The following is a 15,518-nucleotide window of genomic DNA, read 5'->3' on the forward strand; positions in this document are numbered from 1 at the left end:
TTTAGCTACTTAATTAAGACCATATTTTACGGGTGGATAATATGTCTGAATGACACTATTTTAATTGCCGGCAAATTTTTAGGGTACAGGAAGAAGTTGTTCAGATTTTTTGGGAAGGTGACGATGCAAAAGGGTAGAACAAAGTTAGGAGTTATGGGGAAGGCAATGGAAAGAGATTGCCCCGACTGTAACCTGATGAAGCATTGAAAAATCACAAAAAGCCGATAGCGTTGAATCAGGACAAGAGGATGAATGATCTGTATACATCGGTAATATATTATTGTTTTGAAGTACCCTGTTCGGACAAGCCTTTGCTGATCGCTTTCAGGTAATTTTTGTTATTGGATTTCTTGAAAATAATGTCCCTGCATTTGTTGAATTGGATAAATGCTTTTAAGGCTTGAACAAACTTTTCAATAATGATTTGGTCGAGATCAATAGGTTCAAAATGGATGTTATGGATGATCAGCACTTTTTGTTTGCGGTCGGCTTTGGCGTCCATCCTTGCGATAAATGTTTCCCCTGCGAGTACGGGTAGTGAAAAATAGCCGTACTGGCGTTTGGGGGCGGGCACGAAGCATTCGATCTGGTAATCAAAATTGAAGAAGTCTTTTAGGCGGTGACGGAAGACGTTGAGGATATCGAAGGGTGAAAGGATGAAGACTTCATCGGATAGTTTAATGTTAATTTCCTGATTGGGTAGCATATAGAGTGGGCCTTTCAGACCGTCGACGATTACCATTTTTACTTTGCCGCTCTGAGCCATTTTTTCCAGTTCCTTTTTAACCAGGTTGCCTTTCACATTACGGGCGCGCCAGGCCATTTCTTTAGCGTAGGCAATACCGAGTGCACCTAAGGTACGGAGGATGACGAAACGGGCATATTCTTCATCTGTAGGCATGGTCAGGTCTGTCTCCTCCGACACTAAGTTAAGCGGCAGGTCATAGACTTTCTGGAAGGCTTTGGTTCTGCTGATCATCAGGTTTCCATCGAGGTAAAGCCTTTCGAGCGCGATCTTGGCGGGTCGCCAATCCCACCAGCCGGAGCTGGCTTCCAGACGGTCGTTCTCAAAGTCCCCGACCATAAGAGGTCCCTCCCGTTCCACCCGGTCCAGAATCCGCTTCATTAAAATGATTTCCGGTTTGGTGAGCGGTTTACGTTGCGTTTTAAAGGCTTTTTTCACAGGCAGTGAAAAGCGGAAATCGCGCATGGGAAGATAGCCTGCATCCGAAGTGAAGTACTCAAAGACGCGGCCATCTTCGCAAAGTTCGGACAGCCATTCCGTTTGATAGTCTGGTACGCGCGTGGCCATGACGTGGTGATGGGCACGCTCCACGACGTAATTCGTATCCAATTGTACGAAGCCCAAATGGTCGATCACCCGATAAACAGCCTCGATTCCCGTCCCGAACTGTGCTTTCCGGGCGAGTCCGGCGGCGTCAAGGATGATCTTCCGTGCTTGCGGTTTGGTAAGGACTATAGATTCCATTACGCTAAAATAAAAAATACTTGTGTTAATGCATAGGCAGCAATATGACTTAGCTAGCTACTTTCATGAATAAGTAAAGAAAAGATTTGAGTAAAATTGAACAGTTTATTGGCAAAATCAAGCAGACAGCATTGAAATTAGCCTCCACTTTCTCCAACTTTTCCAATGGTTCAACCGCTTGTACATAAAACAACTTACCATAATCTGTAGGCACTATTCTCGGTTTCCGTTCAAATAATGTCTTTCCAACATGTGCTTCCAATGGCCTATGCGAAAAAGCTTCGCTATGCGAATGTACAGGTAACTGAAAAGCTTTACCCGAAAATGATACATGGTTTTTTCCAGATGGGAGGCGTAATAGATCAGGGTAGAGAGGCAATTGCAACAATAGCGATTGATAGGTATGATCACAACAGAGTTCGGGCTTATTGGATAAATGACTTCAAAGCTAATGAGGCTCCTGAAAGTGGATTGCGGACCTGTCGGGTAATACAGATGCTAATGAAAAAGGGACAAACTACCTTTCGATAATTTGTCCCTTTCTGCAGACTATAGGAGACGAAGTTCGAACCTGTTTACGGAAGGTTTATCTGAAATTCAGGTATTTATCAGTGAAATTCATTGCTAAAATTACCTTCGTTTAAGAGGCAATTAATATGAAATAGCTAGTATTAGAATTTATTTTTCATCATACTCGCATTGCCGGCAAAATGCATAAAGATAGACAGGTCATAAATGTTCTTAAGACAGGCTTTCTCATATTTACTCGTGTAAGTATATGGTGTAAATTTTAAAAGACGATTCAGTACCCTGCGTGTGAATTTGCGTTGCTTTTGCAAAAGGTCCGGATAAAACGATGCGAGTAAACTTATCACGATAAAATTAAATCTCGGTGAGATCCAATGTACTATATCGGCCTTTATCAGCTCGTATGAAAGCGCGGGCATCTCGTAATTCCAATTATCTTTATTAGCATCTTCATAATGATTATAGACATCTTCGAAGATCGCTTTGTGATAGTGGGGAGAGCAAACCATGACACCCGTATGAACGACATTTTTTAATCCCTCGGCATTAATGCCACGATTGGTATAGTAAGAATTTGGATCTCTATTGTCCAGGTACGCGATATTATTCTTTTTCCAGAATGCATATCTTCTTTCCAGCGAAATATCGTGCAGATCTTTTGATGGAATGCTATAAGCATCTACGGCGCCCACCTTGTCTATTGGTACTCCGTCTGCAATATCGGTAGCATGCTGGCAGTTGATAAGAATGTCCGCATCTACCCATACTATGCGATCGTATTGTGAGGACCAGTCCTGTGAAAGAACAAGCAGTTTTTGCCAGGCCGCAGATCTTTTAAATGCTCTGTCTGTTTTATCTAACAATTCGTTGATCACTATCAGATCGTAGCCAAATTTGTCACAATAGAGCTGCCAGTTCTTTCGGCAATTAACGTCAAATAAGTCTTCATACATCTTTCCTACGCATAGGGTGACTATTGCCTTTTTCATTGAATATCTTGTAAAATAGTAAAATTGGATTTTTGACAGAATGCTGCAAAAATAGAAATATTTCCGGTTTTTATCTTTTTTTATGCGGGGAAAGGAGAACACAGGGCTTGAAGTAGAGCTGGTGCAATATGATTTTCCGCATGCGCACATGATAGTGTATCCTTGTCTGTTCATGCTGTAAGCAAAACGAATGGTGTGTTCAGGGGCTTATGTCAGATTTACACACAACATGGTGCGATTGGGCTACTTCACACCGGTACAATATTTTGAAATTTGTGTAACAAAAAACATAACCACATGAATATCGTACTAACAGGTTCAGTAGGACATATCGGCAAGCCTCTTGCACAAATGCTGATAAAAAAAGGACATTCTGTTACCATTATTAGCAGCAGTACTGAAAGACAAAGTGAAATTGAAGCATTAGGTGCAAAAGCGGCAATCGGTTTATTCGAAGACGTTGAATTTCTGACGGCAGCTTTCACCGGTGCGGATATAGTTTACTTAATGAAGCCCCCCATCGACTTCTTTGATCAGAATTCCGATGAAGAGGCGTTTTGGGTAAAAATTGCTAAAAATTATGTACAAGCCGTTCTGAAATCAGGCGTAACTAAGATCGTAGAACTCAGCAGCATCGGTGGACATACTGCTACCGGTGTGGGAATGCTGGGAGCACATCACCTGGTTGAACAGGTTTTAGGTGAATTGCCGGGCAACGTATCCATCAAAACGATGCGCCCTGTTGGCTTCTATTATAACATGATGGCATTTATGCCAGCTATTAAAAACGCAGGTGCCATTTTCCAAAACTATGGTGGTGATGAACCAGAACCCTGGGTTTCACCTTTGGACATTGCAGAAACAATTGCCGAAGAAATGGAAGCACCGTTTAATGGCAGAAGCGTCCGGTATATAGCCAGCGAGGATGTTTCTCCTAATGAAGTGGCTGTAGTATTGGGCGCGGCAATCGGAAAGCCTGATTTGAAATGGGTTGCTATTACAAACGAACAATTTTTCGGAAACTTAATGAAGGTGGGATTTTCAGAACAGGCAGCAAAGGGTTTGACAGAAATGAACGTATCCAGAGTGAACGGCGTTTTGTATGAAGATTACTACAAACACCCACTGATATTGGGCAAAGTAAAGCTGGCCGATTTCGCTAAAGAATTTGCTACCATTTATCACAACAAATTCTAATTGGGAAAACGGTTCATCCCCAACATTCTTAAAGTAAATAAGAGAGCATGTTTAAAAAGCATTGCTGAATGAGAACAACGAAACAATAACTGGCATTTTTAACAAAATGAATCCGTAATTTACCTTTCAGGGATTGGCTGGTATTAAGTGTGCAGGATTCCGAATAAATCTCTTAAATACGAGCAAAATGGGGAAAGAAACTAAAAGAATAAAAACCATCAGTGAATTTCATAATTCAAGAGGACTGCCCAAGCCGGAACACCCATTGATAAGTGTAATTGATTACAGTATGGTTAAGCGGCCGGCAGACATGAGTGATGTAAGCTGGATTTTAGACTTTTATCAGGTTTCCCTGAAACGTGGAATGAATGCTAAAATGAGATATGGCCAGCAGCAATACGATTTTGATGAAGGCGTGATGTTTTTCATTGCTCCCAATCAGGTCTTTAAAATTGCGGAGGAAACAGATGCCCCGGCAGACAAATCCGGCTGGATGCTATTGTTCCATAAAGACTTTCTTTGGAATACGCCATTGGCAAAGTCCTTAGCCCGCTATGATTTCTTTGATTATTCGGTTAATGAGGCGCTGTTTCTATCGGATAAAGAAGAAGCTACGCTTAACGGTATCATAGCCAACATACAGCAGGAATACCATGGAAATATTGATAAATTCACACAGAACATTATAGTGTCGCATATCGAAACCCTGCTCAATTATTCCGAACGGTTCTACGAGAGGCAGTTTATTACTCGTAAGATCAATAACCATAAAATCCTCGAAAATCTGGAAGGGATATTAAACAAGTATTTCAGCAATGAAACCTTGATTAACATGGGCCTTCCAACGGTTCAGTATGTGGCGGGTGAATTAAATGTATCTGCCGGGTACCTAAGCCGTTTGCTCAAAATGCTGACAGGGCAAAGTACCCGGCAGGTAATACAGGATAAACTGATCGAAAAAGCGAAGGAAAAACTATCTGCAACTAATCTTTCCATTTCTGAAATCGCTTATGAATTAGGGTTTGAGCATCCACAGTCATTTAGCAAGTTGTTTAAGGCTAAAACAAACCTTAGCCCAATAGCGTTTCGGGAGCAGTTTAACTAACATATAATACAGTTGGCGAAACAAAGAGTAGAAAGGACTGATATAAAAACGAATTAATAAATAAACTGGAATACAATGTTGTCCTCAGGAAATAAGGGAAAGGACTTCGACAGCCTCATCATCGTCGCTGCACATAAAGAGAGTTGTCAACTTCCTAAAATCCAATTGGGAATAGCGATTTTGACGAAGATCAATGTTTTTGAAAAAGAAATGTAGGACCTTTGGGGTTCAAATTTATTACAATGACGTCAGTTCTGGCGGGCCTGATACAATCAAAAACAATGCTGAGTGGCGAACAACTCGCCGAGATACTTTCTTTTTTCAAACCGCTGACAGCAAAAAAAAATGACCTGCTGCTTACGGAAGGAGCTGTAGCCGATAAGTTATTTTTTATATCGAAAGGTTGTCTACGCCTGTATTATAATAACGAAGATCGCAGTATTTCTACCAGGTTTATGGCATTTGAGCAAACGTTCCTGACGTCTATTGTAAGCTTTATATCCAGAGAACCTTCCCCCGAGTATATTCAGGCGGTTGAAGCATCTGAACTGCTGGTTATATCTTATCAAGACTTTGAGAAGTTAAGAGAGAAATTTCCTGCATGGGACAAGATGTATATCTATATTCTTGAATATGGCCTTACTGGCATTAACTCTAAACTCAGCAGCCTGCTTACTCAGAATGCGTCAGAACGGTATCGCAATCTGCTCAAAAATAATCCAGAACTTATTCAGCGGTTATCTAACGTAAACCTTGCCGCTTATCTGAATATCTCACCTGAAACACTCAGCAGACTTAAATCGCAGATGTAGTCAGGTATAAATACATACAAAATGAGAAGTGATGAAGTAAAGAAGGGGCATCAAAGGACACCCCACAGATCATTATTGCGCGCAACTGGTCTAAAAGATGAGGATTTCGGCAAACCATTTATCGGAGTGGCTAATTCATTCATAGAGATTATTCCGGGACACTTTTTTCTGAATAAAGTTGCTGAAATTATCAAGGATGAGATCAGGGCAAATGGTTGTGTCCCATTTGAATTTAATACCATTGGCATCGATGATGGTATTGCCATGGGGCACGATGGGATGTTGTATTCATTGCCCAGCAGAGAATTGATTGCCAGCTCACTTGAAAGCGTAATGAATGCGCATAAGCTGGATGCTATGATCGCTATCCCCAACTGTGATAAGATTGTACCGGGGATGATTATGGGCGCTCTTAGGGTAAATGTTCCAACAATATTCGTGAGCGGCGGTCCGATGGCCAAAGGTTATAAAAAGGACGGCACCCCTATTGACCTATCGACGGCCTTTGAAGCCGTGGGGAGACACGAAGCAGGGAGGATCAGTGATGAAGAACTCCTTGACATTGAATGTAACGCCTGCCCGAGCGGAGGCAGTTGTTCTGGTATGTTCACGGCCAATTCCATGAATACCCTGATGGAGGCAATGGGCATTGCCCTTCCGGGTAATGGTACTATACTGGCACAAACGAAGGAACGTGAAGCCCTTTACAGAGAAGCAGCAAGGCGAATTTGTGAGATTGCAAAGGATGAAGCTGCGTGTGAGCTGTTTAAATTTAAAAATATTCTGAATGAAAATGCAGTGAAGAATGCGTTTGCCGTTGATATGGCAATGGGTGGCAGCACCAATACAGTACTGCATATGCTTGCAATCGCGCATGAGGCAGATGTGAATTTTCGGATAAAGGATATTAACCATATCAGTAAAAATGTTTCTCATATTGCCAAGATTTCCCCAAGTCTAAGTACTGTTCACATGGAGGATATAAACAGGGCTGGTGGTGTGAATGCAGTTATGAAGGAGATGGCAAAAAGAAGCGGAGATGTATTGATAGATAATCTGACTATAGGAGGGGAAACTTTATATGAGAAAATTGCGGATGCTAGGATCATAGATGAAGATATCATTCATACAATTGATAACCCTTATAGTAACGTCGGCGGTCTGGCCATTTTATATGGGAATCTGGCTGAGCAGGGCTCTGTAATTAAAACGGCGGGGATTATCGGTGACAGGGTATTCACGGGGAAAGCTGTATGTTTTGACGGGCAAGGCGAGGCAATTGAAGGTATTCTGATGGGAAAAGTAAAGGCCGGCGATGTAGTGGTAATCAGATATGAGGGGCCTAGGGGTGGTCCGGGCATGCAGGAAATGCTTACTCCAACAAGTCTTATTATGGGTATGGGGCTTGGGAGTTCCGTGGCGCTGATTACCGATGGAAGATTCAGTGGCGCTACAAGGGGCGTTTCAGTAGGTCACGTTTCTCCGGAGGCAGCGGAAGGAGGAATGATAGGGTTGTTAAAAGACGGAGATGAGATTCATATCGATGTGGACCAGTATATTCTAGATGTCAATTTAAGTGATGAAGAGATTGCAAAGCGGAAAGCGGCGTTTGTGCCGGTTAAGAAGGCGTTGCAATCGAGATGGCTGGGACAATACAGAGCTTTAGTGACTAATGCCAGCAGCGGAGCTGTCCTGAAAACGGATCTTTGAGACAAATAAATTAAGAATAGCCTTCACTGCTTGCTGGTTTTAATGGAAAAGGTTGCCTCAAAATTACTTTTGACAGCCTCATAATGGGTCTGACAGTTGTAGCAGCAAAGCATTGCCCAGGTATCTCAACATGTTGATGTTGGGGCAGGCATCTCCTACCAAGGTATTTTGTTTATCTGTTCCAGACCTGTAATTACTTTGGCAAACCCAGGCTGATATTGCCACATGCTTTGGTATACATAAGTTGGACAATGATTATCTCGTTCATGGAGAGCTGGAGGTTTCGAGAATTGATAGCTTTGGTAAAATCAAATGGCATTTACATTTTCGAATATTGAGGCTCAGCAAATGTCTACATTTTCTAACCATAAGTCAACAATATACCTACTAAAGCCCAGCATTGAACGTTTATCAATAATTATCTCTAACCCAATTTTACAAAAAAATTGAGATAACTCCATTTCATAGTAAGTCAGATCCTCCCATAAGTCGAAACGTTTAGATTGTCTCGGTAGGTATTCTTTCTTTAATAAAACGTAAATTTTAAGGATATTGTTACTTCTAATGAAATAAAGATTTATGGTGCAAAACAAATTATTAAGGATGGACAATATGGGGATAGTTGTTGAATCTCTTGATAAAACCATTTCATTTTTCGAGGAGATCGGCCTGAAGCTTGAAGGCAGAGCTATGGTAGAAGGTGAATGGGCTGGTCGTATTACTGGCCTTGGCGATCAAAGCGTGGAAATTGCCATGCTGGTCACTCCCGATGGACACAGTCGATTGGAGCTATCTCAATTTATCAGACCGGCAGTTGTTTCAGATCATCGCACAGCCGAGGTAAATGCGCTGGGCTACCTGCGCGCAATGTTTACCGTTGAAGACATTGATGAGATGGTAATAAGGCTTAAAGAAAAACATGGTGCCCAGTTGGTTGGTGAAGTAGTTCAGTATCAAAATTTTTACCGACTTTGTTACCTTCGCGCAGCCGACGGGCTGCTCATCGGGCTGGCTCAGCAACTTATTGTCTGACTATTCACTCCAGGAACTGATTAGCCCTCCAAATCTTTCGACTTGAAGGCTTTAAAGCTTGCGGGGTGTAGGAGAGAAAGTTCGGACCTGTTTGCAGATGATTTATCTGGAATTCAGCCATTCGTTAGGCATATTTATATTTAAAAAATAGTCTTGTAGCAATATATAATAGAATATTCCGTCTGTGTTAGAAATATGTCCATATTATCAACAGGATTGAAAGAACTAATTTTATAAATTGACTCTATTGTACTTGATTTTGGGTATTATTATACTCCTGTGGAGTCAGACCAACAACTAATGCTAATTTTCATTTTTGGGCTAGCGTTATTATCTGTTTCTGAATAATATCAAATATACACTTAGAATGAAAATGCAGTTAATCAAAAGAGACGTGACGGCTTGCTGGGGATAAGCGTAAGAGTCAATCATATTATTAAAGTGACCTGGACCTGATTTTGCCGTTTATTGCCAGGTTTTGTTTGAAATAGCAATAAAACGGGTTTCATATTTTTCCATAATTGCCCTTGCCAGTGGCAGTAGGGTATTCGGGATTGGGTATCGGTTTTCCGCCGATTGGTAAAAATCCAGTAATTACCGTCAATACCCGGGTCAATCTCGGATTCAAGAAGTTTGAATATTATCAGATGCAACTTCAAGCCGATTAGCCGTATTACCATTTGCTGACTGATCGATCAGTGGTACTTAGCCTGTTCTTGCTAACCTGCTATAAAGGGGTCAATTTGTCGCCATGATGGACTGATTTACACAGTGTATTTGAACTTTCTAACACAGTTAGTAAATATTATAAGTCCGAGTTTTGTGATATAAATAAATAACCATGGAACAAAAGACCAACGTTTTAGTGACTGGAGGCAGCGGCTTTTTAGGAGCGCATTGTATTTTGCAGTTATTACATCAAGGCTATCGCGTGAAGACTACCATCCGCTCTATAAATCAAAAGATTAAGGTGATTGAGAAGTTGAAAAATGGTGGCATATCTACATTTGAGGATCTAAGCTTCATAGAAACAGATTTAACAAAGGACGACAATTGGCCCGATGCTGTCAAGGATTGTAAATATGTATTACATACTGCCTCTCCCTTCCCATCGACGGTACCAAAAGATGAGCTTGAGTTGATCGTGCCGGCAGTTGAGGGAACACAACGCGTTCTTCAGGCCGCTCGTGATGCAAAAGTTCAACGAATAGTAGTCACTTCATCTTTTGCATCTGTGGGATATGGATATGCTGAAAAAAACCGGGTTTTCACAGAAAAGGATTGGACGAGACTAAATAGTGAAGTACCTGTATTGGCGTATCAGAAATCGAAAACGCTCGCAGAAAAAGAAGCATGGGACTTTATTGCCAAACATGGAAAGGGGATGGAACTAGCAGTAATCAATCCGGTTGGTATATTAGGTCCGGTGTTAAGCCCCGAAACAAGTACATCTACTGAAAGCATCCAGAAGCTTCTCGAAGGAATGCCGGGAGTGCCAAATATTTCTTTTGGTGTGGTTGATGTTCGGGATGTTGCAGATCTTCATATCAGGGCTATGCTCAGTCCGGCTGCTAACGGTGAGCGTTTCCTGGCTGTAGCGGGCGAGCCATTGAGTGTCAAAGAAATGGCAGATATACTCAAGTCGCATTTAGGTGATGCCGCAAAAAAAGTTCCGTCCCGTATACTGCCCGACTGGTTAGTTAAATTTGCGGCGCTTTTAGATCCCACACTAAAATCTGTTGTGCCAGGTTTAGGAAAACATCCTGCAGCAAGTAATCAAAAGGCAAAAGATATTTTGAAATGGGCCCCAAGAAGCAATGAAGAAGCTGTATTAGCAACCGCGGAAAGTTTATTCGCGTTTGGATTGATCAAAAGATGAATAATATTTCGGCGTTGTCGCTCTTATGCCAGTGGTTTGATTTAAGCGGCATCATGCTTAACTTCGTTAATACAATGAAAGAACCCGTTTCAAAAACGCTGATAATCGGACCTGAGTTAGCGCCCGAGCAGTTTATTGCTGAACATCTTTTCCTCCATCTAATTAATGGCAGACTCGAAGGACGCTATGGAGAAAATAATTATTGTTTGTCATCTGGTGAATGCTGTATTCTCCGTAAAAACCAATTGGGCAAATACTTAAACGTTCCTGAAGTCATAAAAGCGACTAAAGTCACTTTTATATTCGATCAACCATTTCTGAGAACTTTTCAGGAAAAACATAGGTCATCAATAAAATTAAATAAGTTTACTGATGCTTTTGTAAAGATTACCAGCAATAATCTGTTGTCAACGTTCATTGGTTCATTAAACCCTTATTATGATAGTGACGGGCAAATTGGCAAAAGCTTCTTTGATTTGAAGCGCGAGGAACTGCTGCTTATATTGCTGCAATCTAAGCCTGAACTTTCAGGCTTATTTTTTGATTATGGAATTCCTGGCAAAATCGACCTGGAACAATTTATGAATCAAAATTACAGGTTTAATGTAAATCTTGACCGCTTTGCTTTTTTAACGGGAAGAAGTCTTTCATCTTTCAAGCGGGATTTTAAGCAAACTTATAATGATACGCCACATCGTTGGCTATTAAAGAGACGGTTAACAGAGGCTCGTTTTTTGATGGAAAAGGAAGGAAAAAAACCAATGGAAATTTTTATGGATTTGGGCTTTGAAGATCTTTCACATTTCTGCTTTGCATTTAAGAAGCATTTCGGAAGGTCTCCCAACAAATTGACATGATGATTTTCTCCTATTATCAAACTGGCAGTGCAGCATTATTAATTTGAAAGCATACAACTATTTTATGATGGGAATGGTCGAACCGGAAGAATCATTAACGTTCTTTATCTTATCATCCATGGGGCTTTTAGAGAGCCCCATTCTTTATCTAAGTACTTTTTATAATAAAGAACAAATCAGATTATTATCGACTATTGCAGGAAGTACGCATTAAAAACAATTGGGAAGAATGGGTTTTATACGTTTTAAAAGGAAATAAACATGGAGTAGGGTTCACAAGTTTTCTACCTGCAATAAGTAAGAAATCTGCAAAATCTATTCGAATAAAAGTAAGGGAAGTAAATCAGCTTCAAGTGACGAATAACATTCTAAAAGATATAGCAAAAGAATTAAATCCTAAGATACGGGGTTGGATTTCAAGCTATGCAAAATTTTACTCTTCCGAACTCAAAAAGCATTTGCAGTATATCAATATACGGCTGGCATGCTGGGCTAAAAGGAAGTTCAAAAGGTTAAGAGAGAGTTGATGGAATGCACTGAAATGGGTGGGTAGTGTGGCAAAAGAAACCCCAACACTATTCGAACATTGAGTGTATGGAGTTGTCCCTTCTGTTTGATGATGAAAAGCCGGATGCGCGGAGACGTGCCTGTCCGGTTTTGTGAGAGGTTTGGTCTGAAATGTCCTTATCTACTCGACCCCGCTACATGAGTAAAAGCCGGAAAGGCAATCGTATCCTGAAACGCAAAACAAGCAGTAAGAAACTGAATCTTGCTTTGATGCGACTGAGTGATTGGATCAAGTTCTATAGACATAAGCTTCCTATACCGGAGCTTATATCGGAACTAAACCAAAAGCTACGCGGCCACTATACCTACTATGGTATTACATTTAATAGTCGGCGACTAAACGCTTACTTTATGCAGACTAAACGGCTACTCCATAAATGGCTAAACCATCGCGGAGGCAAACGAGTCTGGACATGGGATAAGATCATGAAACTGACTACTGAGTGGATGCCTCTTGTACAACCAAGAATCTATCACAGCTATCAATTAGCAAAACCGTAAATAGAGGAACCGTGTGCAGGAAATCTGCTCGCACGGATCTGTGAGGAGCGGGGAGGTAACGAACCGCTCTACCCGGAACCGGTTTACAGATGACTTATCTGCAATTATACATTTAGTAAACGTTTTAGCCGCCTCTTTCATTCTAATATCCATGAGGAATATATTCATTCTCTACCTGTCCGTCTTCGTATAACCGCAGGATCGCATATCCCGGTGGTGTTTCATAATAATAACCCGGACCAGCAGAATCCTTGTCTCCCTTCCCCCACCAGTAGCCAGACACAGCCCCGTTGCAGCAATAACGGATATCGTTATACACAGCATTGTCGGAAAGATGATTGTGGCCGCTCAGGCAGATCCTGACTTTGTCTTTGTGTTTGTAGAAGAGATTTTTCAGTTTCACATGATCGCTGTGGCCGCCGCCTACCAGTGAGGGAGTTACTCCTAAAATTGGATAATGCGACATCAGTAGTACAGGCGTACCCGGAACCAGTTGTTGAAGATCGTTTTCCAACCATTTAAACTGCTCCTCATCCAGTGATATATTCTCATTATTACTATCCAGAATCACAAAATGCCAACCTTTTTTAGTGAAGCTGTAATAACGTTTTGAGATGTTTAAACGCTTTACCACATATGCTTTTCCATACATCTCATCCTCTTTGGAAGGTGCCTTCCACCACATATCATGATTCCCAAGACAACTATACACCTCATATGGCTTTACCGTTTCCATACAACGGTCCCAGATATTCCACAACTCTGTAACACGCTCCCGTTTTACATCATCATAGGAGGCGTCAAGGATGGAATCGCCACCATTGAGGATAAAATCCACTCCATGTTTTTTAACAGCACTGAGGCATTTTTCAAAACGCTCAGGCGCTCCTTCTTCCGGGCGTAAATGTACATCTGTTATATGTGCGATTGTAAGCACCGGCTTACGTTTGATTTCCGGTTCAGTTGCTCTTACTGCGGGTGCCAGTAGGGACGCTGCTGCCAGCAGGCCACCATTTTTGAGAATACTTCTTCTGTCCATATTATTGCCAGTCAAAAATTTGTTTAAGATTTGGATTTAGAACTATCTGATTAAAAGGAACAGGACGATAATAATATTTCGGTACCAGGAATGTTCTCGCTGTAATCTCCGTCACCAGTGTGCCGCCTGCTGTACCGTTTTTCATATATACGGTTACATTGTCACCGAAACTCCCTGCCTTGTAGTAAACCAGGTTCACGCCCAGCGAATTTTTCTCTTTTATATCATCTGTAGGAATATCTGCTGTCTTATCAATCAGGATAATATCAGGTATGCCATCTCCGGTAAGATCATATTTACCAAGACCAGGAAAATACATCCCTTCTGGCTGCTGTACCAGTAATGTACCGGCATGCCATCTCATCAGATCATCATAACGGAAGCCTTCCATGGCCAGCTCCACCCTTCTTTCGCGGCGGATCTCCAGGATGGCGCCTGTCATAGCACCTGTAACATCAGGATATTTCGCAGCCAGTACCACATCTGTATTGCTGTTGGCAGTCGCCAGATCCATCGCAGGGAGCTGTACACGGGTACGCAGCAGGTTCACAGTTTTATCCAGATCGCCCTGAGTGAGGCTTCCCTTCTCTGCCTTAGCCTCTGCATAAGACAGCAGCACTTCTGCATAGCGGTACACAGGTACATCTATACTTCCCGCTACTATATTATCTGTAGTATTGCTATAACCTTTCACCTGATGATAACCGGAAAAGTTCTTGTTCAAACGCTGAATATATGGGTTGTTATCTCCTGCTTTTACAAAACCGGGGGAGGCAAGTGTTTGTTTCAGACGCAGATCGCGATGCTGGAACTCCTGCACGAACTGTGTCTGCGCATATCCCGGCTGATCTGTAAAACGCGTACCATCATCCATCAGGTATGTTTGTACAAGATCGTGTGAGGGTGACTGCTCATAATCACCGAATACATTACTGGTACCTCCACTACTCACTGATTTACTGGCATCATAAGGATGTGCGAGAATTATTTCCCTGTTCTGCAGAAGGTCCTGGCTATTAAACAATGCCGCATAATCCTGGTCTGGCTTACCAGTGCTATAAATACTAAAACCACCGTTTTTTATGATATCCTCTGCTACATTCACCACTGAATCAAGAAAACGGCCAGTTGTAGATTGCAGATTCAGCTCAGGATGATATTTACGATAAACGCCTTCATACAATGCCACTCGCACAAACAGTGCTTTTGCAGCCCATACGTTAGGTGTACCTGCCGGGACACTGCTGCGGATATGAGCAGCGGCAAAGCTCAGATCGGCCATAAGGCTGTCTACCACCAGCGCCCGCGGATCACGGGCCTTGTAGAGCTGAGAAGAATCCGTTGGATTGATAGTATGTCCATACCAGGGCACATCTGAGTAACGTTTAATCATACTGAAATAGAACAGCGCACGGTAATATCTTGCTATACCCGCATAATGATCCTTCACATCCTGTGTTACTGCTGCCTCGCTGTAGTTATCCAGGAAATAGTTTATGTTGCGCAGACGGGTCCAGTCCCAGCCGCTGGTAATATTCTGTGAAGAAGGGTTGCCTGTCATAATACTCTTCACTTCAATAGCCCCTGTGGTGGCCATATTATCACTACCCTGATCATCATAATAGATCTGTGTACTGGGTAAAGAAAGCAGACCATTCACATAAAGGGACAGATCTTCTTCTGATTTAAAAAAGAGTTGAGGAGAAATGGCATCCTGCGGATACTTGTCCAGAAAACTTTTCTGGCAAGCCGTACCAGCGATCATTACGCTGACTATCATAAAGAGGAGAATTTTTTTCATCTTGTTATTTTT

At 41.8% G+C, this 15,518-nt stretch carries 13 protein-coding genes; 9 read left to right on the forward strand and 4 right to left on the reverse strand.

Annotation, left to right across the window (positions count from 1 at the left end):
• Positions 1–277: 277 nt before the first annotated feature.
• Entirely contained in the window at positions 278–1,489 is a 1,212-nt protein-coding gene (locus GO495_RS05745; RefSeq protein WP_157298709.1) for a winged helix-turn-helix domain-containing protein, read from the reverse strand.
• Between the two features lie 671 nt (positions 1,490–2,160).
• The gene (locus GO495_RS05750; RefSeq protein WP_157298710.1) at positions 2,161–3,006 is read right to left on the reverse strand and encodes a hypothetical protein; all 846 of its coding nucleotides are present in this window, start codon (positions 3,004–3,006) and stop codon (positions 2,161–2,163) included.
• Between the two features lie 297 nt (positions 3,007–3,303).
• On the opposite strand from GO495_RS05750, the gene GO495_RS05755 reads away from it, so the two are divergent.
• From GO495_RS05755 to GO495_RS05795, 9 genes are all read left to right on the forward strand, one after another.
• The gene (locus tag GO495_RS05755; protein ID WP_157298711.1) at positions 3,304–4,203 is read left to right on the forward strand and encodes an NmrA family NAD(P)-binding protein; all 900 of its coding nucleotides are present in this window, start codon (positions 3,304–3,306) and stop codon (positions 4,201–4,203) included.
• A gap of 187 nt (positions 4,204–4,390) precedes the next feature.
• Positions 4,391–5,308 (forward strand): helix-turn-helix domain-containing protein, encoded by a 918-nt coding sequence (locus tag GO495_RS05760; RefSeq protein WP_157298712.1) that lies wholly within the window; start codon positions 4,391–4,393, stop codon positions 5,306–5,308.
• A gap of 242 nt (positions 5,309–5,550) precedes the next feature.
• Positions 5,551–6,120: a Crp/Fnr family transcriptional regulator gene (locus GO495_RS05765; RefSeq protein ID WP_157298713.1), complete on the forward strand. Its 570-nt coding sequence runs from the start codon at positions 5,551–5,553 to the stop codon at positions 6,118–6,120.
• A 21-nt stretch (positions 6,121–6,141) separates the two neighbouring features.
• Positions 6,142–7,830: a dihydroxy-acid dehydratase gene (gene ilvD, locus GO495_RS05770; protein ID WP_157298714.1), complete on the forward strand. Its 1,689-nt coding sequence runs from the start codon at positions 6,142–6,144 to the stop codon at positions 7,828–7,830.
• A gap of 579 nt (positions 7,831–8,409) precedes the next feature.
• Positions 8,410–8,862, forward strand: a complete 453-nt coding sequence (locus GO495_RS05775) for a VOC family protein (RefSeq protein WP_157298715.1) — start codon at positions 8,410–8,412, stop codon at positions 8,860–8,862.
• Positions 8,863–9,703: 841 nt separating this feature from the next.
• Positions 9,704–10,741 (forward strand): SDR family oxidoreductase, encoded by a 1,038-nt coding sequence (locus GO495_RS05780; RefSeq protein WP_157298716.1) that lies wholly within the window; start codon positions 9,704–9,706, stop codon positions 10,739–10,741.
• A 74-nt stretch (positions 10,742–10,815) separates the two neighbouring features.
• Complete coding sequence (locus GO495_RS05785) at positions 10,816–11,598, forward strand: helix-turn-helix domain-containing protein (protein ID WP_240915156.1); 783 nt, start codon at positions 10,816–10,818, stop codon at positions 11,596–11,598.
• A 194-nt stretch (positions 11,599–11,792) separates the two neighbouring features.
• Positions 11,793–12,125 carry a group II intron maturase-specific domain-containing protein gene (locus GO495_RS32630; RefSeq protein WP_157298718.1) on the forward strand — a complete coding sequence of 111 codons (333 nt, stop codon included), beginning with the start codon at positions 11,793–11,795 and terminating at the stop codon, positions 12,123–12,125.
• 250 nt (positions 12,126–12,375) lie between these two features.
• Positions 12,376–12,666 carry a group II intron maturase-specific domain-containing protein gene (locus tag GO495_RS05795; protein WP_240915181.1) on the forward strand — a complete coding sequence of 97 codons (291 nt, stop codon included), beginning with the start codon at positions 12,376–12,378 and terminating at the stop codon, positions 12,664–12,666.
• Positions 12,667–12,808: 142 nt separating this feature from the next.
• On the opposite strand, the gene GO495_RS05800 is transcribed toward GO495_RS05795, so the two are convergent.
• Both GO495_RS05800 and GO495_RS05805 read right to left on the reverse strand, forming a co-directional pair.
• Positions 12,809–13,705: a metallophosphoesterase family protein gene (locus GO495_RS05800; protein WP_157298720.1), complete on the reverse strand. Its 897-nt coding sequence runs from the start codon at positions 13,703–13,705 to the stop codon at positions 12,809–12,811.
• A gap of 1 nt (position 13,706) precedes the next feature.
• On the reverse strand, positions 13,707–15,506 hold the full coding sequence (locus GO495_RS05805) for a RagB/SusD family nutrient uptake outer membrane protein (RefSeq protein ID WP_157298721.1): 1,800 nt from the start codon (positions 15,504–15,506) through the stop codon (positions 13,707–13,709).
• Between the last annotated feature and the right edge of the window lie 12 nt (positions 15,507–15,518).

This window comes from Chitinophaga oryziterrae, assembly GCF_009758125.1.
Classification (GTDB): domain Bacteria; phylum Bacteroidota; class Bacteroidia; order Chitinophagales; family Chitinophagaceae; genus Chitinophaga; species Chitinophaga oryziterrae.

Coding starts and splice junctions, on each gene's coding strand:
- GO495_RS05805 (WP_157298721.1), bottom strand. CDS start 15,506: ATGAAAAAAATTCTCCTCTTTATGATAGTCAGCGTAATGATCGCTGGT.
- GO495_RS05785 (WP_240915156.1), top strand. CDS start 10,816: ATGAAAGAACCCGTTTCAAAAACGCTGATAATCGGACCTGAGTTAGCG.
- GO495_RS05755 (WP_157298711.1), top strand. CDS start 3,304: ATGAATATCGTACTAACAGGTTCAGTAGGACATATCGGCAAGCCTCTT.
- GO495_RS05775 (WP_157298715.1), top strand. CDS start 8,410: ATGGTGCAAAACAAATTATTAAGGATGGACAATATGGGGATAGTTGTT.
- GO495_RS05745 (WP_157298709.1), bottom strand. CDS start 1,489: ATGGAATCTATAGTCCTTACCAAACCGCAAGCACGGAAGATCATCCTT.
- GO495_RS05750 (WP_157298710.1), bottom strand. CDS start 3,006: ATGAAAAAGGCAATAGTCACCCTATGCGTAGGAAAGATGTATGAAGAC.
- GO495_RS05795 (WP_240915181.1), top strand. CDS start 12,376: ATGCGACTGAGTGATTGGATCAAGTTCTATAGACATAAGCTTCCTATA.
- GO495_RS05780 (WP_157298716.1), top strand. CDS start 9,704: ATGGAACAAAAGACCAACGTTTTAGTGACTGGAGGCAGCGGCTTTTTA.
- GO495_RS05765 (WP_157298713.1), top strand. CDS start 5,551: ATGACGTCAGTTCTGGCGGGCCTGATACAATCAAAAACAATGCTGAGT.
- GO495_RS05760 (WP_157298712.1), top strand. CDS start 4,391: ATGGGGAAAGAAACTAAAAGAATAAAAACCATCAGTGAATTTCATAAT.
- GO495_RS05800 (WP_157298720.1), bottom strand. CDS start 13,705: ATGGACAGAAGAAGTATTCTCAAAAATGGTGGCCTGCTGGCAGCAGCG.
- ilvD (WP_157298714.1), top strand. CDS start 6,142: ATGAGAAGTGATGAAGTAAAGAAGGGGCATCAAAGGACACCCCACAGA.